Origin of the sequence: Agrobacterium salinitolerans (assembly GCF_002008225.1) — a bacterium.
In the GTDB taxonomy this organism is placed as follows: Bacteria; Pseudomonadota; Alphaproteobacteria; order Rhizobiales; family Rhizobiaceae; genus Agrobacterium; species Agrobacterium salinitolerans.
In genome coordinates this window covers 1,052,020-1,071,902 of record NZ_MRDH01000006.1, presented here as the reverse complement: position 1 = coordinate 1,071,902, position 19,883 = coordinate 1,052,020, and the positions used below count along the sequence as shown (strand labels likewise).

Annotated in this window: 19 protein-coding genes; 14 read left to right on the top strand and 5 right to left on the bottom strand. The window is 59.4% G+C overall.

Annotation, left to right across the window (positions count from 1 at the left end; translation table 11 throughout):
• Window positions 1-3 precede the first annotated feature (3 nt).
• The 11 genes from ctaD to BS627_RS09340 all read left to right on the top strand — a co-directional run bounded on the left by ctaD (window position 4) and on the right by BS627_RS09340 (window position 9,367).
• Complete coding sequence (ctaD, locus tag BS627_RS09390; protein WP_077982812.1) at window positions 4-1,710, top strand: cytochrome c oxidase subunit I; 1,707 nt, start codon at window positions 4-6, stop codon at window positions 1,708-1,710.
• A 498-nt stretch (window positions 1,711-2,208) separates the two neighbouring features.
• Window positions 2,209-3,162: a heme o synthase gene (locus BS627_RS09385; RefSeq protein ID WP_077982811.1), complete on the top strand. Its 954-nt coding sequence runs from the start codon at window positions 2,209-2,211 to the stop codon at window positions 3,160-3,162.
• The gene (locus BS627_RS24940) at window positions 3,162-3,293 is read left to right on the top strand and encodes a hypothetical protein (protein WP_077982810.1); all 132 of its coding nucleotides are present in this window, start codon (window positions 3,162-3,164) and stop codon (window positions 3,291-3,293) included. Before BS627_RS09385 ends, BS627_RS24940 begins: the two co-directional genes overlap by 1 nt.
• A 29-nt stretch (window positions 3,294-3,322) precedes the next feature.
• The gene (locus BS627_RS09375) at window positions 3,323-3,940 is read left to right on the top strand and encodes a cytochrome c oxidase assembly protein (RefSeq protein ID WP_077982809.1); all 618 of its coding nucleotides are present in this window, start codon (window positions 3,323-3,325) and stop codon (window positions 3,938-3,940) included.
• Between the two features lie 61 nt (window positions 3,941-4,001).
• Entirely contained in the window at window positions 4,002-4,877 is an 876-nt protein-coding gene (locus BS627_RS09370) for a cytochrome c oxidase subunit 3 (RefSeq protein WP_077982808.1), read from the top strand.
• Window positions 4,878-5,169: 292 nt separating this feature from the next.
• A complete protein-coding gene (locus BS627_RS09365; RefSeq protein WP_077982807.1) occupies window positions 5,170-5,556 on the top strand; it encodes a DUF983 domain-containing protein in 387 nt (128 codons plus the stop codon).
• Window positions 5,557-5,566: 10 nt separating this feature from the next.
• On the top strand, window positions 5,567-6,301 hold the full coding sequence (locus BS627_RS09360) for an SURF1 family protein (protein WP_077983034.1): 735 nt from the start codon (window positions 5,567-5,569) through the stop codon (window positions 6,299-6,301).
• Window positions 6,302-6,378: 77 nt separating this feature from the next.
• Window positions 6,379-7,425 carry a 4-hydroxy-3-methylbut-2-enyl diphosphate reductase gene (ispH, locus tag BS627_RS09355; RefSeq protein ID WP_077982806.1) on the top strand — a complete coding sequence of 349 codons (1,047 nt, stop codon included), beginning with the start codon at window positions 6,379-6,381 and terminating at the stop codon, window positions 7,423-7,425.
• Window positions 7,426-7,517: 92 nt separating this feature from the next.
• Window positions 7,518-8,486, top strand: a complete 969-nt coding sequence (locus BS627_RS09350; RefSeq protein WP_077982805.1) for a homoserine kinase — start codon at window positions 7,518-7,520, stop codon at window positions 8,484-8,486.
• Window positions 8,483-8,923 carry a ribonuclease HI gene (gene rnhA, locus BS627_RS09345; protein ID WP_060723001.1) on the top strand — a complete coding sequence of 147 codons (441 nt, stop codon included), beginning with the start codon at window positions 8,483-8,485 and terminating at the stop codon, window positions 8,921-8,923. Before BS627_RS09350 ends, rnhA begins: the two co-directional genes overlap by 4 nt.
• A gap of 135 nt (window positions 8,924-9,058) precedes the next feature.
• Window positions 9,059-9,367, top strand: a complete 309-nt coding sequence (locus BS627_RS09340; protein WP_077982804.1) for a Dabb family protein — start codon at window positions 9,059-9,061, stop codon at window positions 9,365-9,367.
• 14 nt (window positions 9,368-9,381) lie between these two features.
• Here the strand turns inward: BS627_RS09340 and BS627_RS09335 are convergent, their stop codons facing one another.
• From BS627_RS09335 to BS627_RS09325, 3 genes are all read right to left on the bottom strand, one after another.
• On the bottom strand, window positions 9,382-11,904 hold the full coding sequence (locus BS627_RS09335; protein WP_245307040.1) for an autotransporter domain-containing protein: 2,523 nt from the start codon (window positions 11,902-11,904) through the stop codon (window positions 9,382-9,384).
• 502 nt (window positions 11,905-12,406) lie between these two features.
• Window positions 12,407-12,892 (bottom strand): peroxiredoxin, encoded by a 486-nt coding sequence (locus tag BS627_RS09330; protein WP_077982802.1) that lies wholly within the window; start codon window positions 12,890-12,892, stop codon window positions 12,407-12,409.
• Window positions 12,893-12,992: 100 nt separating this feature from the next.
• Complete coding sequence (locus BS627_RS09325) at window positions 12,993-13,844, bottom strand: protein-disulfide reductase DsbD domain-containing protein (RefSeq protein ID WP_077982801.1); 852 nt, start codon at window positions 13,842-13,844, stop codon at window positions 12,993-12,995.
• A gap of 161 nt (window positions 13,845-14,005) precedes the next feature.
• Here BS627_RS09325 and BS627_RS09320 point away from each other — a divergent pair, with 161 nt between their 5' ends.
• From BS627_RS09320 to BS627_RS09310, 3 genes are all read left to right on the top strand, one after another.
• Window positions 14,006-14,611 carry a YqgE/AlgH family protein gene (locus tag BS627_RS09320; protein ID WP_077983033.1) on the top strand — a complete coding sequence of 202 codons (606 nt, stop codon included), beginning with the start codon at window positions 14,006-14,008 and terminating at the stop codon, window positions 14,609-14,611.
• Between the two features lie 106 nt (window positions 14,612-14,717).
• On the top strand, window positions 14,718-14,909 hold the full coding sequence (locus tag BS627_RS09315) for a CsbD family protein (protein WP_077982800.1): 192 nt from the start codon (window positions 14,718-14,720) through the stop codon (window positions 14,907-14,909).
• Window positions 14,910-15,066: 157 nt separating this feature from the next.
• The gene (locus tag BS627_RS09310; RefSeq protein ID WP_077983032.1) at window positions 15,067-16,161 is read left to right on the top strand and encodes a zinc-binding metallopeptidase family protein; all 1,095 of its coding nucleotides are present in this window, start codon (window positions 15,067-15,069) and stop codon (window positions 16,159-16,161) included.
• A gap of 145 nt (window positions 16,162-16,306) precedes the next feature.
• On the opposite strand, the gene BS627_RS09305 is transcribed toward BS627_RS09310, so the two are convergent.
• Window positions 16,307-19,222, bottom strand: a complete 2,916-nt coding sequence (locus tag BS627_RS09305; RefSeq protein ID WP_077982799.1) for a sensor domain-containing phosphodiesterase — start codon at window positions 19,220-19,222, stop codon at window positions 16,307-16,309.
• Window positions 19,219-19,818 (bottom strand): GNAT family N-acetyltransferase, encoded by a 600-nt coding sequence (locus tag BS627_RS09300; protein WP_077982798.1) that lies wholly within the window; start codon window positions 19,816-19,818, stop codon window positions 19,219-19,221. Before BS627_RS09300 ends, BS627_RS09305 begins: the two co-directional genes overlap by 4 nt.
• Between the last annotated feature and the right edge of the window lie 65 nt (window positions 19,819-19,883).

Below are 19,883 nucleotides of genomic sequence, written 5' to 3'. Positions count from 1 at the left end.
ACAATGGCTGGACCTTCCGCACACGACGATCATCACTCGCATGGTCATTCCGCACACGCTCATGATGATCATTCGCATGATGCGCATCATTCCCATACGCCGGGCTTCTTCGCCCGCTGGTTCCTGTCGACCAACCACAAGGACATCGGCACGCTTTACCTGATCTTCGCGATCATCGCCGGCATCGTCGGCGGCGGGCTTTCCGTGGTCATGCGCATGGAGCTTCAGGAGCCGGGTATCCAGATCTTCCACGGTCTGGCGTCCATGGTCTACGGCTTCGAGGGTGACGCCGCCATCGACGGCGGCAAGCATATGTTCAACGTGTTCACCACCGCGCATGCGCTGATCATGATCTTCTTCATGGTCATGCCGGCGCTCATCGGCGGTTTCGCCAACTGGATGATCCCGATCATGATCGGCGCTCCGGACATGGCTTTCCCGCGCCTGAACAACATTTCCTTCTGGCTGATCGTTCCGGCTTTCATCCTTCTCATTCTCTCGCTCTTCGTCGAGGGTCCTGCGGGCGCCTACGGCGTCGGCGGCGGCTGGACGATGTATCCGCCTCTGTCGACCAACGGCATGCCGGGACCGGCGGTGGATCTGGCGATTTTCGCGCTGCACGTTTCAGGCGCGTCGTCGATTCTCGGTGCGATCAACTTCATCACCACCATCCTTAACATGCGCGCCCCGGGCATGACGCTGCACAAGATGCCGCTCTTTGCCTGGTCGGTTCTGGTCACCGCATTCCTGCTGCTGCTTTCGCTGCCGGTTCTGGCAGGCGGCATCACCATGCTTCTGACCGACCGCAACTTCGGCACGGCATTCTTCTCGCCGGAAGGCGGCGGTGACCCGATCCTTTACCAGCACCTGTTCTGGTTCTTCGGCCATCCGGAAGTCTACATCCTGATCCTGCCGGGCTTCGGCATCATCAGCCACATCGTGTCCACCTTCTCCAAGAAGCCGGTCTTCGGTTATCTCGGCATGGCCTATGCCATGGTCGCCATCGGCGCGGTCGGCTTCATCGTGTGGGCGCACCACATGTACACGGTCGGCCTGTCGCTCGAAGCGCAGCGCTACTTCGTCTTCGCCACCATGGTCATCGCGGTGCCGACGGGTATCAAGATCTTCTCGTGGATTGCGACCATGTGGGGCGGTTCGCTGACCTTCTCGACCCCGATGGTCTGGGCGATCGGCTTCATCTTCCTGTTCACGGTCGGCGGCGTCACCGGCGTCCAGCTCGCCAATGCCGGTCTCGACCGTTCGCTGCACGACACCTATTACGTGGTGGCGCACTTCCACTACGTTCTGTCGCTCGGCGCCGTCTTTGCGATCTTCGCCGGCTGGTATTACTGGTTCCCGAAAATCACCGGCTACATGTATAGCGAGTTCCTCGGCAAGCTGCATTTCTGGGTCATGTTCGTGGGCGTGAACCTCGTGTTCTTCCCGCAGCACTTCCTCGGTCTTGCCGGCATGCCGCGCCGCTATATCGATTATCCCGATGCCTATGCCGGCTGGAATATGGTATCGTCCTACGGTTCCTACATCTCGGCCGTCGGCGTGCTGATCTTCCTCTTCTGCGTATGGGAAGCCTTCGCCAAGAAGCGGATCGCCGGCAACAACCCCTGGGGTGAAGGTGCGACGACGCTCGAATGGCAGCTGTCTTCGCCGCCGCCCTACCACCAGTGGGAACAGCTACCGCGCATTCGCTGATGCGCGGGCCGGAAGGCGCGGGCAGGGTTCGCGAATTCCGGACGCTCAGAACAAGGAACGGTGCGGCCTTGGCCAGCGCCGTTTCCCTTGGAGCATTTCCAGGAAAAGTGGAACCCGGTTTTCCGTCCGGAAATGCCTCGAAACAAAGAGTTGGAGTGCTTTCGTGTTTCGAAGAAACGCGAAAAAGCTCTAGGCAGGTAATGCCCGCTGCCGCGTGACATTTTGTCCAAGCGAAGCATATCGTCCGACATGATACATGCCCCGGACGTGATAAATGCCAAGTCTGGCGTTTATGTATGAGCAGCGCAGACGAATGGCGGGATGGGCGCGGTCACAGGCCGGGCAAATGAATGGTATTGGTTGTTCCGGATATCGCCCATGCCGGGACGTTCGGGCCAATGAATTGACGCATCGCGCATGCCGGAAATCACATTCGTTTTTCGGGCCGGTGCAGGGGATGTCGCGACAGGCGGCACCTGAAGGAAAACAGGACAGGAAATGAGCATTATCGACAATCGCGACATGCTGGGCGTGAAGGGCTCCGAACTTTCGGAAGCCGGCGCGCGCGATTATTTCGAATTGCTGAAGCCGCGCGTCATGTCGCTCGTCGTCTTCACGGCCTTTGCCGGCCTCGTGCTGGCGCCGGGTGAAATCAATCCCATCCTCGGCATCATCGCCATTCTCTGTATCGCCGTTGGCGCCGGTGCATCCGGCGCGCTCAACATGTGGTACGATGCCGATATCGATGCCGTGATGAGCCGCACCGCCAGACGGCCGATCCCGTCCGGCCGCATCGCGCCGCGCGAGGCGCTGGCCTTCGGACTGACGCTCTCGGCCTTTTCGGTGGTCATCCTCGGCCTTGCGGTCAACTGGTTCTCGGCTGGTCTGCTCGCTTTCACCATCTTCTTTTACGCCGTCGTCTATACGATGTGGCTGAAACGCTCGACGCCGCAGAACATCGTCATCGGCGGTGCGGCCGGCGCTTTCCCGCCCATGCTCGGCTGGGCCTGCGTCACCGGCGGCGTTTCGCTGGACAGCATCATCCTGTTCCTCATCATCTTCCTTTGGACACCGGCGCATTTCTGGGCGCTGGCGCTGTTCAAGATGCGTGATTACGGCGCCGTCGGTATTCCGATGATGCCGAACGTGGCCGGCGAACGCTCGACTAAGAACCAGATGATCGTTTATGCGGTGCTGACCGCGGCGGCGGCCGTCGCCCCCTATTTCACGGGTCTGGCGAGCGCCGGCTACGGCATTTTCGCCGCCGTCCTGAGCGCCATCTTCATTTACTGTTCGCTCGATGTCCGTCGCATGCCTGAAGGCGACGAGAAGATGCTGCCGGCCAAGAAGATGTTCGCCTACTCGGTGCTTTACCTTTTTGCTATTTTTTCCGGCCTTCTGGCCGATCATTTCGCGCCGGCCCTGAAGGCCGCCATGTCGGGAGTCCTGTGATGGAAACGGTGGAACTAAGCACGGCGCAGAAAAAATCGAGACGCGGGCGCAACATCGCTCTCGGCGTCCTGCTCGCCGGTCTGGTGGTGCTGTTCTATATCATCACCATCATCAAGATCGGCTCGCATTGATGCGCTGATTGAGGGGAGAGGAGGAGGACATGGCGAATATGGAAGCGCAGACAGCAGAAACCGTCAGACAGAAGGTGAGCAATCGCTCTATCCTCGTGCTTTGTCTCGTGTTCTTCTGCGCCATGATCGGCATGGCCTATGCCGCCGTGCCGCTTTATACGCTGTTTTGCCGTGTCACCGGCTATAACGGCACCACCCAGCGCGTCGAGCAATATTCCGACGTCATCCTTGACAAGACCATCAACGTGACCTTCGACGCCAACACCTCGAACGGCCTCAATTGGGATTTCCAGCCGATCGACAGGAAGGTCTCGCCGAAGATCGGTGAAACGGTGCAGGTCATGTTCAAGGCGACGAACCGCTCATCCGTGGCGACCACGGGCACGGCCGTCTTCAATGTCACACCGATGGAAGCGGGCGCCTATTTCAACAAGGTGGAGTGCTTCTGCTTCACCGAAACGACGCTGCAGCCGGGTGAAACGCTGGAGATGCCGGTGGTTTTCTTCGTCGATCCTGACATCGCCACGGCGCGCGAAACCAAGAGCATTCATACTTTAACGCTGTCCTATACGTTTTATCCGGCGAAAACCGAAAAACCGGTTGCGTCCTTGCCGGTAAAGACTTCATCTGGCGAAAGTAAATTGTGAGAGGAGATCTGGCCTTTTATCCGAGGCCGGATCAGGGAAGAGACATTCGGGGATTGTCGCAATGGCAGATACGCATCAGAAGAACCACGACTACCACATTATCGATCCAAGCCCCTGGCCGCTTCTGGCCTCGATCGGCGCCTTCATCCTGACCTTCGGTGGCGTCTGTTACATGCGTTACCTGTCGGGCGGCTCTTTCAAGCTGTTCGGCGCGGAACTGGCCAATCCCTGGCTGTTCTATATCGGCCTCGTCATCGTGCTTTACACCATGTACGCATGGTGGTCCGACACGATCAAGGAAGCCCATGAGGGCAGCCACACCCGCGTCGTCTCGCTTCACCTGCGTTACGGCATGATCATGTTCATCGCCTCGGAGGTGATGTTCTTCGTGGCGTGGTTCTGGGCCTATTTCGATGCCAGCCTCTTCCCGCACGAGGCCATTCAGGCGTCGCGCCTCGAATATACCGGAGGGCAATGGCCGCCCAAGGGCATCGAGGTGATCGATCCCTGGCACCTGCCGCTCTACAATACCGTCATCCTGCTTTTGTCGGGCACCTGCGTCACCTGGGCGCACCATGCCCTGCTGCACAATGACCGCAAGGGCCTGATCAGCGGTCTGCTGCTCACCGTCGCGCTCGGCGTCCTGTTCTCCACCGTGCAGGTTTACGAATACATGCACGCGCCGTTCGACTTCAAGAATTCGATCTATGGCGCGACCTTCTTCATGGCCACCGGTTTCCACGGTTTCCACGTCTTTGTCGGCACAGTTTTCCTGCTGGTCTGCCTGTTCCGCGCCATTGGCGGCGGTTTCACACCCAAGCAGCATTTCGGCTTCGAAGCGGCTGCCTGGTACTGGCACTTCGTTGACGTCGTCTGGCTGTTCCTGTTCTTCGCCATCTATATCTGGGGTGGCTGGGGCGCGCCGCTGCACGGCTGATTGGATCGGATAGAGTCTCGCCCCAAGCAGGGCATGGCTTGTCGAGCGAGCGGGTCTCACTTGTTTCTTCTCCCCGCCGGGGAGAAGTCCGCAGCAGCGGGACGAGGGGGGCAAGGGTAGAGATTGACCGATAGCTAGCCCCCTCATCCGACCCTTCGGGCCACCTTCTCCCCGGCGGGGAGAAGAAATACGAGGCGCCGTCGAGTAACAAACAAGTGCCCGGGTTTTGAGGCAAGCTTCCAAGAGACTCGACGTCACCCTCGGGCTTTGGCCAACTTCGCAGGAGGTCATCATGTCTGAACCATCAAACGGCAACTTCGCGCCGGTGGACCCTATCAAGGTGGGCTTGAAGGGCTGCTGCCCGCGTTGCGGAAACGGCCGGCTGTTCGATGGCTTTCTGACCCTAAAACCCGCCTGCAGCGCCTGCGGACTGGATTACGGTTTTGCCGATGCGGGCGATGGCCCGGCGGTTTTCGTCATGCTGATCGTCGGTTTTCTGGTCGTTGGGCTGGCGCTCTGGTTCGATCAGCGTTTTTCGCCCCCCGTTTGGGTGCATATCCTGCTGTGGTTGCCGTTTACGGTGATTGTCTCCCTGGTGCTGCTGCGCAAACTCAAGGGCATCATGATCGCGCTGCAATACCGTAACAATGCAAGCGAAGGCAGGCTTGATCGTGAATGACGTTTCCCACATGAAGGCGGCGGAAAGGCGGGTCTGGTTCGCTGCGCCGCTGGTGCTGCTGGCGCTTGCCATTCTTCTCGGGCTCGGCACCTGGCAGGTGAAGCGTCTCTACTGGAAAGAGGCGCTGATTGGAGATATCGAGGAGCGGCGGAGCGCGAGCCCGGTGCCGCTCTCCGACATAGAGGCGATCGCGAAAAGCGGCGGCGATATCGAATACCGCACGGTCAGACTTTCCGGCACCTTCGATCACGCCCGCGAGCGACATTTCTTCGCCACCCATCAGGGGCGAACCGGCTATTACATCTATACGCCGCTGACGCTTGCCGATGGCCGCATTCTCTTTGTCAATCGCGGCTTCGTGCCCTTTGAGATGAAGGAACCGTCAAAACGGCCCGACGGGCAGGTTGCCGGTGAGGTGACGATCATCGGGCTTTCGCGCGCGCCGCTGGTCGCAAAACCGTCCTCGATGCTGCCTGATAACGATATCGCCAAGAACATTTTCTATTGGAAGGATCTGGCGGCCATGGCCTCCAGCGCCGATATCCCGCCCGAGCGGCTGGTCAACCTCTTCGTGGATGCTGACAGCGCGCCTAATCCGGGCGGTTGGCCGCAGGGCGGCGTGACGCTGATAGATTTGCCCAACAATCACCTGCAATATGCGATAACGTGGTATGGGTTGGCGGCGGCCCTTGTCATCGTCGCCGGTTTTGCCTATTTCCGGAACGGCAAGGCGCAGGGTGAATAAAGCGCAGCCCGCCCGGTAAGGCAGCTTGTCGGGCAAGGCCATGACGTACGGCCCAAGGAACAGGCCAAGGAGCTGGAATGAACATCGCCGTTTCCAAACCCCCTTTGACGATAAGGCTGTGCGGACCGCGCGGCTTTTGCGCGGGCGTGGACCGGGCGATCCAGATCGTCGTGCTGGCGCTGAAGGCCTATGGCGCGCCGGTCTATGTTCGCCACGAAATCGTGCATAACCGCTATGTGGTGGAAGGGCTGGAAGCCAAGGGCGCGGTTTTCGTCGAGGAATTGCATGAAATTCCCGCCGAGCATCGCGAGCAGCCGGTGGTTTTCTCTGCCCATGGCGTGCCGAAATCCGTGCCGGAAGATGCGCAGGCGCGCAACCTGTTTTATCTCGATGCGACGTGCCCGCTGGTCTCCAAGGTCCACAAGCAGGCCATGCGCCACCAGCGGCTTGGCCGCCATGTGGTGCTGATCGGCCATGCCGGCCACCCCGAGGTCATCGGCACCATGGGCCAGCTTCCCGAAGGCGCTGTCTCGCTCATCGAGACGGTGGAAGATGCGGACCGCTACGAGCCACTGGACCGCGAAAATCTCGGCTTCGTCACCCAGACGACACTTTCGGTCGATGATACGGCCGGCGTCATCGCCAGGCTGCAGGAACGTTTCCCGGCCATGCAGGCACCCGCCGCCGACAGCATCTGTTACGCAACCACCAACCGTCAGGACGCGGTGAAACAGGCGGCCCCCGGCTGCGATCTCTTCATCGTCGTCGGCGCCCCCAATTCCTCCAATTCAAAGCGGCTTGTGGAAGTGGCGCTGCGGGCCGGTGCCAAGCGCTCCGTGCTGGTGCAGCGGGCTTCGGAAATCGACTGGAATGAAATCGGCGATATCCGCACCGTCGGCCTTTCGGCCGGCGCATCTGCACCGGAGGTCATCGTCGATGAGATCATCGAAGCCTTCAAGGCGCGCTTCGATACGACGCTCGATCTCGCCGTGACGGTTGAGGAAACGGAACATTTCCTCGTCAATCGCGAGCTGCGCAGCATTGAGCTGACGACGGACGACATGGCTTTCGTGAACGGCAACGCCAATGATGCGCTGCCGCCGAAAACCGCCGCCAGTATCTGAAGCGGGATGGCGCGGAATGCGGGCGGTTTCCGTCTCTCCTGCGTCACCTCCTCTCGAGATTTCCACTCCATCCTTCATCAAGAGATTTGAAATTGGCAGTTTATACGGACATCACCGAAGATGATCTGAGGAATTTCCTCACGCAATATGACGTCGGCAGCCTCACCTCCTACAAGGGCATTGCCGAAGGCGTCGAAAACTCCAATTTCCTGCTGCATACCACCAAGGACCCGCTGATTCTCACGCTTTATGAAAAGCGCGTGGAGAAATCCGATTTGCCCTTCTTCCTTGGCCTCATGCAGCATCTGGCCGCCAAAGGCCTGTCCTGCCCCCTGCCGCTGCCGCGTAAGGATGGAGAACTGCTGGGAGAGCTGTCGGGCCGGCCGGCGGCGCTCATCTCCTTTCTCGAGGGCATGTGGCTGAGAAAGCCGGAAGCGAAACATTGCCGCGAAGTCGGCAAGGCGCTGGCCGCCATGCATCTGGCCGGCGAGGGGTTCGAGATCAAGCGGCCGAACGCGCTCTCCGTCGAAGGCTGGAAGGTGCTGTGGGACAAGTCCGAAGCGCGCGCCGACGAGGTGGAGAAGGGCCTGAAGGATGAGATCCGTCCTGAGATCGATTATCTCGCGGCCCATTGGCCGAAAGATTTGCCGGCTGGCGTCATCCATGCGGATCTGTTCCAGGACAATGTGTTTTTCCTCGGTGACGAACTCTCCGGCCTGATCGACTTTTATTTCGCCTGCAACGACCTGCTCGCTTATGATGTGTCGATCTGCCTCAACGCCTGGTGCTTCGAAAAGGATGGCGCTTACAACGTCACCAAAGGCAAGGCGTTGCTGGAAGGTTACCGGTCGGTGCGGCCGCTCAGCGAAGCAGAGCTAGAGGCGCTGCCGCTTCTGGCGCGCGGTTCGGCGCTGCGTTTCTTCCTCACCCGCCTTTATGACTGGCTGACGACGCCGGAGGGCGCGCTGGTGGTCAAGAAGGACCCGCTGGAATATCTGCGCAAGCTGCGGTTCCACCGTTCCATCGTCACTGTCGCCGAATATGGGCTGGCGGGCGAATGAAGCACGTCGATATTTTCACCGATGGCGCCTGCTCCGGCAATCCCGGTCCGGGCGGCTGGGGTGCGGTGCTGCGCTACGGCGAGGTAGAGAAGGAACTCTCTGGCGGCGAGGCGGAAACCACCAACAACCGCATGGAGCTGATGGCGGCGATTTCGGCGCTCAATGCGCTGAAAAGCCCCTGCGAGGTCGATCTTTATACCGACAGTGCCTATGTGAAAGATGGCATCACCAAGTGGATTTTCGGCTGGAAAAAAAAGGGCTGGAAAACCGCCGATAACAAGCCGGTCAAGAATGTCGAGCTATGGCAGGCGCTGGAGGCGGCGCAGGAACGTCACAAGGTCACCCTGCATTGGGTAAAGGGCCATGCCGGCCACCCGGAAAACGAGCGCGCCGACGAGTTGGCGCGAAAGGGCATGGAGCCCTTCAAACGCCGGTAACGCAGGCCTGCTCTATTTCGGGCCGGGTAAATCCGCGCCAGCGGCCCTTTTCTCGGGGGTTGTGAAAACCGAAACCCGACCTATCTTGTCGTCAAGGGGCGCTCCGTTAGCGCCAAACGGAGGAGAGAAATCCGGATGATCCTGCATTGTGTATTTCTACGCTTCAAGGCTGCAACGGCCTCTTCTGAGAAACAGGCGATATTCGAGGCGATTGCCGCCCTGAAGGATGTGATACCCGGCATCATCGATGTGAAATACGGCCAGAATGTCTCGCCCGAAGGCTTGAATGGCGGTTTCGTCGATGGCTTTATCGTCACCCTGGAAAGCCCCGAGGCCCGCGACGACTATCTCGCCCATCCGCAGCATCTCGAAGTGGGGGAACGTTTGGTGTCGCTGACCGATGGTGGCCTTGCCGGGCTTCTGGTGTTCGACATGAATGTCTAAAGTCAGGCGGCCCGTCAGAAAGTGATTTTCCAACCGGTGCGAACCCACAGGTCTGGATCGCCGCCCTCGCTGGTGACGTTGAGGTTCAGCGACGCTGTGCCGCCCGCCACATCGAATTCCGCGCCAATGCCGCCGCGTAACCAGAAGCGGTCGATATCCCGTCCGGAAAAGGAAAACCCCATCAGCCCGTCAATGGCGCCCGTGGTCGTTGCCGTCTTCTTTTCCAGCCGATATCCCGCCTCGGCGCGTGCCATGATGCGGATTGAGTCGCTGAGATCAGTTACCCCATCGAGACCGGCGCGAATGATGGTGGATTGCTCGCCGCTCGCATCAAAAAGCGCTGGGAACGCGCCACCGGTTTCCGCATAGGCGCCCATCTCGGCTTTGGCATAGGTCGCCCCTGCATAAGGCGTCAGCTTCCATCCGCCGATTGAGAACGCATACAGCCAGTCGAAGCGTAGTTTCGCCGCCCAGACATTGAGATCGGTTTCGCCCCGCGAATAATCCATCGCGCCGCCATTGAGGTAGCCGCGTTCGATCGACATCCTGCCGGGTGCATAATAGCCGCCAACGGTGGCGTAGAGGCCGCCAGCGAGCGGCATGCTGATTTCGGGTGCGATGTAGAAGCCCCTGTGAATGAAGTCACCGCCGGTGTTTATATCGCGCTGGTCGTAGAGGCCGCCGAAGGCGATGCGCGCGGTTGCATCACCTTCAAGCCCGATGCCATAGCCGATATCGGCAACACCGAAACCGCCAGCCGTGTCGCGACCGTCGTTGTGCCCAACATCGCTGACGATGGAAAAAGATTGCCGGCCCGGCTCCAGAAGGCTGCGCATCGGCGCACCATGAGCACCGTCGAGAACGGTATTGGCAATGTCGAGGCCAATACCGGCATTCGGCCTGGCTGCCAGCGTCCGGGCATATTGATCGAGATCGATGATACCGGAACGCGCGGGAAGGACGGAATGGCCAGTCTTGGCGGCGGAATCGGGTGGGGAAACAGAAGGTGCAGAAGGTGCAGCAGATGCAGCAGATGCAGAAGGTGCAGCAGATGCAGAAGGTGCAGCAGATGCAGAAGGTGCAGCAGATGCAGGCGCTGCCAAAGATGTCGCGGTTGTGGGAGATGTGGACGCATTGGAAGAGCCGGAGGGCTGGGCGGACGTTGACGACGTAGATGGCGTAGATGGCGTTGACGACGTTGACGACGTTGACGACGTAGGTGACGTAGATGACGTAGGTGACGTAGACGATGGAGAGGAGGCGCCGGACGATGTCGAAGGAGTAGTCGAGGTGCCCGACTCGCCGGTGAGATTGATTCCCCGCGGTTGTCTGCCGCTACTCCCTGAATCTGTAGATGTTACCGTATCCACGTCACTCAGATTGGTGCGCGGTTCCATCGTGCCGGTGTCCGCAAGCACGATACGGGCGATGTAAGGCGTGTTGTTTTTCGTCTGGCCGACAATGATATTGCCGTCGGCGCTGACGCCGGTGGCATTGTGGGTGAAATCGGCAACGACGGTGACGCCGTTGCCGCGCAGCCAGTCCTCGACGGAAACCATGCCTGTCGCCTCCGTCCAGCGGAAGCCGCGCTGCCGGCTGCCGGCCTGCGAAGCGCCGACGATGACGGAGCCGTCGGCGTTCATGGCATAGGGGCTGGAACCGCCGCTGCTGCCAATCGCGCCGAGGGGCTGCATGACGCCGGTGGTTGCGTTCCAGCGGAAGCCGCGCCATTCGTCCACGGAAATTATATCGCTTCCGAACGAAAAATCGTCCCGGGAATATGGGAAAGACGATGAGGTATAGCCGTCGCTCATCCTGTCTTCCAATTCATCGAAAGGGGTATCAACGACGAATCTCGACTCTCCTGCGACAAGAGAACCATCGGCGCTGACGGCGACGGCACGGGCGTCGAATGAGCCAGGCAGGGTTCCCATGTCGTGTGCGACGCCGGTTGCCGCAGTCCAGCGGAAAGCATGGGTGCCGATCGCCGTATAATACTGGCCGACGATGACTGAACCGTCAGCATTGACGGCATGGGCAACGGATGAAACCGTATAAGGGGGCATGTCGAGCGCGGTCATGGCGCCTGTCGCCGCCGACCAGCGGAACGCTTTCTGCGTCTCGTTTGCCCCCGACCCGCCAACAACAACGGAACCGTCATCACTGACGTCCCTTGCGGTGGATTGGCGGTCCCCACCGAGTGCGCCGAGGTTCCACGCTCCCGTTGACGCGCTCCAGCGAAAAGCCTGGCCGCTGCTCAGGGTGCCTATAAAGACCGAACCATCGGCATTCACCTTCTCGGCGCGGCCTCGGCTTGTACCGGTCATGTCGTTGACATAGAACAGGCCGCCGCTCGCGGTATCCCAGCGGAAAGAGCGTGGTCCGCTGCTGGTACTGGAGTATCCAACCGCGATAGACCCATTGGCGCTGATGTCGCTGACCGTGAAACTTCCAGTTTCACTCAGCCGGCGCACATAGGGATAATCCTCGGGATCGCCGGCATTTGCCGTCTGGCTCCATCCGGCTGCGATCAGCATTGCGATCATACCGGAAAGATATCGCGAAAGATCGATTGCGCTGGTCGGACAGGATCGGGCCCCACTTTGTGCAAATGCCCTCAAGTGGGCAGCAAAGCGACCGTGATTTTTGCGCGCAAATATGCGTCGATGTGCAGAAAAACGATTTCTCCGGGTCAGATCGCCAAGTCTACCGCTGAAAAAAGGGGCCGATCCGGGGCGTTTCTCAGACATGGTTGCTCCGCGCCACCGGTGCTGTAATCCGTCGCATCAATACCCCTGAAGATTTTTATCTACGTGATGCGGGTGGATATTAAAGTAAGTATAATTCGCATCAGTTCAGATATATGAATATAACAAAAGCAAAATATTCTTATGAACTAAAATTAAACATGTAAATATTTGCTTTTTTCCAATTATAATTTTCATTATTGGCGCATGATTCGTCAAGGCCCGCGAAAGATAAGTTCGCGGGCCTGCTTAATATTTGATGTATGAATTTGTGTATTTAAGAATAAGCTTCTTAAAGCTGCTCGATCATTGCAGCGGCGGCCGATACAGTCGCCTGGCCGGGGTTTTCTTCGACGTTCAGCGACTTCACCACGCCGTCGTCTACGAGCATGGAATATCGCTTGGAGCGAACGCCGAGACCGCCGCCGGAAAGGTCGGCATCGAGGCCGAGCGCCTTGGTGAAGGAAGCGTCCCAGTCGGCGAGGAAGTGGATCTTGCCCTGGCCGCCCGACGCTTGCGCCCAGGCGCCCATGACGTGCCAGTCATTGACGGCGACGACGGCGATATCGTCCACGCCCTTGGAGAGAATGGCGTCGCGGTTTTCGAGATAGCCCGGCAGATGGTTCAGCGAGCAGGTGGGGGTGAAAGCGCCGGGAACGGCAAAGAGAACCACCTTCTTGCCGCCGAAAAGCGCGTCAGTGGTGGTTTCCACCGGGCCATCGGCCGTCTTTTCCTTGAAGGTTGCGGAAGGCAGTTTATCGCCGATCTTGATCGTCATGTCCGTGCTCCTGTGGCCGTTCGGTTTGCGCGACTATAGAGCAGGGACATGAAATCTGTCATGCGGTTTTCAATTGAAATGTCGACTGTCGGACATCCGCTCAGGGCTTGGGAAAATTCAGTATCGTTTCCATTGCGCGGTCGCCGGATTTGACCAGGATTGGCCAGCTGTTGCCTGGCACCTGATAGGTTTTCGGCAGGCCCTTTATGTTCATGTAGAAAGAGAGCTTGCGCTTGTCGCGCACTAGGTTCTGCGGCTCGTAATAGGCAAAACCGGAAGGGCCGGCGATGAAAATCTCGGTCTCCTTGGGTGCATTTTCCGGGAGCTGCAGCTGCACACCGAGCATGGTCTTGTCGGGCGTGATGTGAAAATCAATGACCTTAAAATCGTCGGAGGCCGCTTCGGGCAGGGTCTCGCGTGCCTCTTCGAGAATACGACGTTCCTCGCTGTCATCATCAGCAGAAACATTGCCGCGGTCGATTGAAAATTTCGCCTCGAACGGAATACAGATATTCTGACACACGCCGATGAAGGCGGTCAGGTTGATCGTTCCGCTCGCCGCCGGGTCCGTGGCCTTCAGCTGAAAGGGCAGGCTGACCGCGTGGTCATAACCGATATCGGTGATACCGCCGTTTTCGATCAGTTTCGGGACAGGATAGGCCATCGTTGTCAAGCTAACGCCGCTTGCCGGGTCGGGCGTGATCTGCGGCGGTATGCCGGCTTCGCCCGGTTCGCGCCAATAGGTAATCCAGCCGTCCTTCGGCTCGATTTGCAGCACGCCGCGCACCACGCCGTCCGCATCCATGGCAAGGCTTGCCACGCGCATCTGGCCGCCCTCGCTTCGCGCCCAGTCGGTAATTTCGGCCCGGGCGGCTTGCGCGCCGCCGAGGAAGGCGGCGAATGCGGCCGCAATGCGAAGATGTGAAAATCGAAAGAATAGGCTGAGGCTCATGCTTCCCGTCTAACCCAACATGGCACTCCGGACCAGTTACGAATTCGTGCGGTTCATCATTTTCGGTTGATTGATCGGATACTATGTCGCATCCTATCCCTTGTCGAAGTGCGAATACCGTTTTTCGTTCAATGACGAAATGCGGTCTGCTGGAGGCACCTGTGAGCTTTTCTACCCTGATGGACAAACGCGAACGTGGCTTTCTCGATGGTCAGTTCCTCATGGCGATGCCGGGACTGGAGGACGGCAATTTTGCCCGTTCGGTGATCTATATCTGCGCCCATTCGGATGCCGGCGCCATGGGTTTCATCATCAATCGCCCGCAGCAGATCACCTTCACGGATATCCTGCTGCATCTGAAGCTGGTTGACAGCAACGATGCCATCATGCTGCCCAACCGCACCCGCGAATTTCCGATCCAGTGCGGCGGCCCGGTCGAATCCGGTCGGGGTTTCGTGCTGCATTCGGACGATTACTTAAGCGAATCGTCTATTCCGGTCAGCGATGATATTTCGCTGACGGCGACGCTCGATATCGTCCGTGCCATCTCCAACGGCCGCGGCCCGCAAAAGGCGACCATGATGCTCGGTTATGCCGGCTGGGGGCCGGGCCAGCTGGAAAACGAGATCGCCAATAATGGCTGGCTGAATTGCCCCGCTGCGGAAGAGCTGATCTTCGACCGTGGCCTGGACGATAAATACGAGCGGGCGCTGGCCCTGATGGGTGTTGATCCCCGTATGCTTTCCACGGATGCCGGGCACGCCTGAGCCCACTTTGTTCTCGATAGTTTTTTACTGGAACCAAATCCTGATCCCCAACGTTACTCACCCGAAAAGCCGTACAGAAAGTACGGCTTAACTAGGGAGAAGTAATATGGGTAGCACATCTGACAAGATCGCCGGTAAAGCCAATGAAGTTGCTGGCAAGGTGAAGAAGAACGTCGGCGAAGCCACGGGCAATGATGAATTGCGCGCCAAGGGTGCCGCTCAGGAAACCAAGGGCAAGGTTCAGTCCTCCGTTGGCAAGGCGAAAGACGCTGTCAAGGGCGCTGTCGACCGCATGTAATATTGCATGAAATGATGCGCCCCTCCCACAATAGGGCGCGTGGAGCGCATGTGTTATCGCACATGCGCTCTTGTCGTGCGTGGGCCAAGGCTGACTCGTTCGTCACGCCGGTATTTATGTCTGCCTTCCTCCTCCGACCATAGCAAGGGTGTCATCCGTGAAGCTTTTCTCCTGCGCGTCCTGCGGCCAGCCTGTTCATTTCGACAATCGCTTCTGTGTCGCCTGCGGCCATCGTCTGGCCTTCGTGCCGGAACGGCTGTCCATGGAGGCGCTCGCACCTGCGGGTGAACCGAACTGGCAGATCATTGCGGAGCCACAAAAGCTGGTGCGCTTCTGCGCCAATGAGGTGAACGATATTTGCAACTGGTCGGTGCCGGCGGAAAGCGCCAGCGCCTTTTGCCCGGCCTGTAGCCATAATCGCCTGGTGCCAGACATTGCCACGGAAGAGGGGGTCGAGCAGTGGCGCGGTCTCAGCCAGGCCCAGCGGCATCTGTTTTATTCGATCCTGAAACTTGGCCTGCCACATCCCAACCGCGATGCTGATCCCGCCGGCGGTCTCGTTTTCGACTTTCTGGTGGATGAGGTGGCGCCCGATGGCTCCATCATTCCCGCCATGACCGGTCACGACGAAGGCCTGATCGCCATCCGCGCCGCAGAAGCGGATGATGCGACGCGCGAACAGGTGCGCGCCAATATGAATGAGCCCTATCGCACCATGCTCGGCCATTTCCGTCACGAGGTCGGTCACTTCATCTGGAACAAGCTGGTGCGGGATGAGAACCGCCTGGAGGCCTGCCGCGCCGTCTTCGGCGACGACCGCGAGGATTACGCCGCCGCCTTGCAACGCAATTACGAACAGGGACCGCGTCCCGACTGGCAGGAGAATTTCATCAGCTCCTATGCCTCGGTCCATCCGTGGGAAGATTTCGCCGAATGTTTCGCCCATTATCTGCATATCGTCGATGCGCTGGAGACCGCACGCGCTTTCGGTGTGGCGATAGACCCCGACGGACACGAGGAAATGGCGGCGGAGGTCACCTTCGATCCCTACAATGCCCGCAGTGCCACGCAGCTAGTCAAGGCCTGGATACCGCTCAGCGTTGCCATCAATTCCATCCAGCGCAGCATGGGGGAGGCGGACCTCTATCCCTTCGTGCTGACACCGCCTGTGGTGGCGAAGATGGAGTTCGTTCATGACCTGCTGCACGGGAACGTGGCGGTTGATGCGCCGCAGATGGCGATGGGTCAGTGACCGTTTGGCGTGAGATCCAAGACTTTTGAAGAGAAGGAATAATCTCTCCAATGGTCATTTTAGGATGCGTGATTAGATCCTCGGGACGAGCCCGAGGATGACGTCGCACTCGTCCAGGGTAGACACATCACCGCCCCCCCTTCGCTCAGGAAGCCCGCTTCGTCGGCTGGAACCGCTCGCGCAGAAGCTTCAGCGCCGCGTCGCCGGAGACAGGCGTGCCGAACAGGAAGCTCTGGCCGAAATGGCAGTTCATGCGTGCCAGTTCGGCCGCATCTTCAGGTGTTTCGATGCCTTCCGCCACGACCTGCATGTCGAGCGCCCGCGCCATGGCGATGACGGAGCGCAAGAGAACGTTGCGCTTGTCGCTGGTATTGGCGACCAACGCCTTGTCGAGCTTGATCGTGTCGAAGGGGAAGCGGGTGAGATAGGCGAGCGACGAATAGCCGGTGCCGAAATCGTCCATGGCGAGGCTGATGCCCGTTTCCTTGAGCTTGGAGAGCACCAACCGCGCCTGCTCCGGGTTTTCCATCACGACGGATTCCGTCAGTTCCAGCTTCAGCTGCTGCGGATTACAACGGGTGCGGGTCAGCATGCCGCGCACGTCATTGTACAATTCATTGTTCAGCAGCTGCGCGCTGGAAATATTGACGGAAATGAAGATCGGCATCTTGTCGATGGCGTGCTGCCAGTCCATCAGGTCGGTCGCGGCGCGCTCCAGCGCAAACATGCCGAGCGGCTCGATCAGTCCGGACGCCTCGGCAATCGGAATGAACTCGCTCGGCGGAATATTGCCGCGCTTGGGATGCTCCCAACGCATCAATGCCTCGAAACCGGCCAGTTCGCCATCGTCAAGCTTGACGATCGGCTGATAGGCGAGCGACAGCTCCTTGCGCTCGATAGCCCGGCGCAGGTCGCTTTCCATCTGCAACCGGTCGGTGCCGGACGTGCGGAAGGCGGGGCGGAACGGCTCGACGCGGTTGCCGCCGGCGCGCTTGGCGCGATACATGGCGAGTTCCGCATCGCTGAGCAATCCGGCCGCACTTTCCTGCTGGTCGATCCACGAGACGAGACCGATGGAGGCGGTGAGGATGATTTCGCGATTGGCGAAGTTGATCGGCACCATGATCGCCTTGTTCACCGCATCGGCAAAATCCGCGACACGCTGCGGATCACGCTCCGAGGTCAGGATCAGGCCGAATTCATCGCCGCCGAGACGCGCCAGCGTATCCTGCGGTTTGAGCAGGCGGCGCAGGCGGCGGGTCAACGCAATCAGAATATTGTCGCCAGCGGCAATGCCGAGCGTGTCATTCACCAGCTTGTAGCGGTCGATATCGATCGCCATCACGGTCGGGCGCACACCCTCGCTGTCGGGGGAGAGGTTGAGGATAGATTGCAGCCGGTCGAGGAAGACCTGCCGGTTCGGAAGCCCGGTCAGATTGTCGTTCATCGCATCCTGCAACAGCCGTTCCACCGAATTTTTCTGTTCGGTGATATCGGTGATGGTGCCGACGCAGCGGATGATCTCGCCGTTGGAGCCAAGAACCGGACGGGCGCGGATTTGCAGCCAGTGGAAATGCCCGTCTTCGGCGCGAATGCGGAATTCGTGGTTCAGACGGCCCTTGCGATGGTCGAGCAGCACGTCGAGCGTCGCCTTGAACCGGTCGCGGTCATCAGGGTGCAGACGCGGCAGCCAGTTGCGCGCGGCACCGTGCATGGTGCCCGGCTCCAGCCCAAGCCGGTTGGAAATGTCAGGTGTGGTGACGATGCGGTCGCGCGTCACATCCCAGTCCCAGACCGTGTCGCCGCTGCCCGTCAGCGCCAGTGACTGGCGTTCGAGATCGGAGAACAGCCCCTGCTGATAGGCGCTGCCTGCAAAAGCATGCTGAATGACGGTGAAGCCGATGAGAAGCACGATCAGTACCAGCCCGCCGCCAAGGGCAGGCTGGACGATGTCATTGTCGAGCTGCCCGGTGACGGTCAACCAACTGCCGAACAGCCAGACGAGGATCAACGCCCAGGATGGGACGAGCAGGATTGCCCGGTCGTATTTGTTGAAACCGAGATAGATGATGAGCGCAATGCCCGCAGTTGCCGTCAGCGCGAAGGAAACGCGCGCAATACCCGACGCAACCGAAGGATCATAGATCGCCACGCCGAACAGCAGCGCCAGTCCCACCACCCAGGCAAAGGTCGCATAACCCAGATGCGCGTGCCATCGGTTGAGGTTGAGGTAGGTAAAGAGGAAGACGACGAAGCTGGATGCGAGCGCTACTTCGGCGCCCGCCCTCCATATTCGCTGATCGCTTGAGGTGACGGTGATGAGCTTTTCAAGGAAGCCGAAATCGACGCAGATATAGGCGAGCACCGCCCAGGCGAGCGCAGCCGAGGCTGGCAGGACCGAAGTTCCCTTGACCACGAACAGGATGGTGAGCAGCACGGCCAGCAGGCCGGCGATGCCGAGCACGATGCCGCGATAGAGCGTAAACGCGTTGATCGTGTCCTTGTAGGCTTCCGGTTCCCAAAGATAAATCTGCGGCAACTGCGGCGTCGAAAGCTCGGCCACGAAGGTGATGACGGAGCCGGGATTGAGCGTGATGCGGAAGACGTCAGCATCCGGGCTGGGCTGCCGGTCGAGCGCAAAACCCTCGCTCGGCGTGATCGCGATGATGCGCTGCGAGCCGAGATCGGGCCAGAACAGCTTGGAATTGACAAGGCGGAAATGCGGCGCGACGATCACGCGCTCCAGCTGCTCTTCGGAGACATTGGCAAGCGCAAAGACCGCCCAGTCACCCTGATGGTCTTCGGAACTGGCGCGCACTTCGATACGGCGGCGGATACCGTCAGGGCCGGGTGCGGTCGAGACCTGAAAGGCTTCGCCCTGATTGGCATAGATATCGGTCGTCGCGGTGAGATCGAGCGCCGTGTCGTCACGGGAAATCTTCACCGGTTCGAAGGCGTAGGAATAGGAGGAGAAAAGCAGGAAAAGCAGGAAAATCGGCGCAGCCAGCACGAGTGCCGCCAGACGTTTCGCAAGGCGAGGCGCAGTGTGATTGTAGGTCATGTATCGTACTTCGTTCCGCCGGAGCTTTGCTTGTCGGCAAGAAGGGAAAACATCATATGATCCCGCCATTGGCCATTGATTTTCAGATATTCCCGCAAGAGACCTTCCCGCTGGAACCCGGCATTTTCGAGAAGCCGGATGCTTTTGAAGTTTTCCGGAATACAGGCTGCCTCGATACGGTGCAACTGAAGTCCGTTGAAGATGTATGGTATTACCAATTTTAATGCGGCAGACATATGGCCTTGGGCGGCGTGCCGCTCGCCGATCCAATATCCGATCATGCAGCTTTGCGCCGCACCCCGGCGGATGTAACCGATGGTGATGCCGCCGACCAGCAGCGTCTCTTTCTCGAACAGCAAAAAGGAAACGGCGGTGCCGGAGGAAAATTCCTGGCCGTTGCGCACCACGCGCGTTCGGAAAGCGCTTTCCGTCAGCTCGTCCGGCCGCCAGGTCGGCTCCCATGGCTGCAGAAAGTGGCGGCTTTCCGAGCGCAGCACATGCCACTGCTTGAAATCGCCATAACGGGGCAGTCTGAGAAGGTGATTGGCGCTGCGCAGTTCGGGCGTGTCGCTATGTCGGGAAAGAAAACGCAGCATTCACGATCCCTGTTCGGCAGATTTCGCCACCCGCGGGCGGGGTGGCGAATGATGTGAGCGGTCTC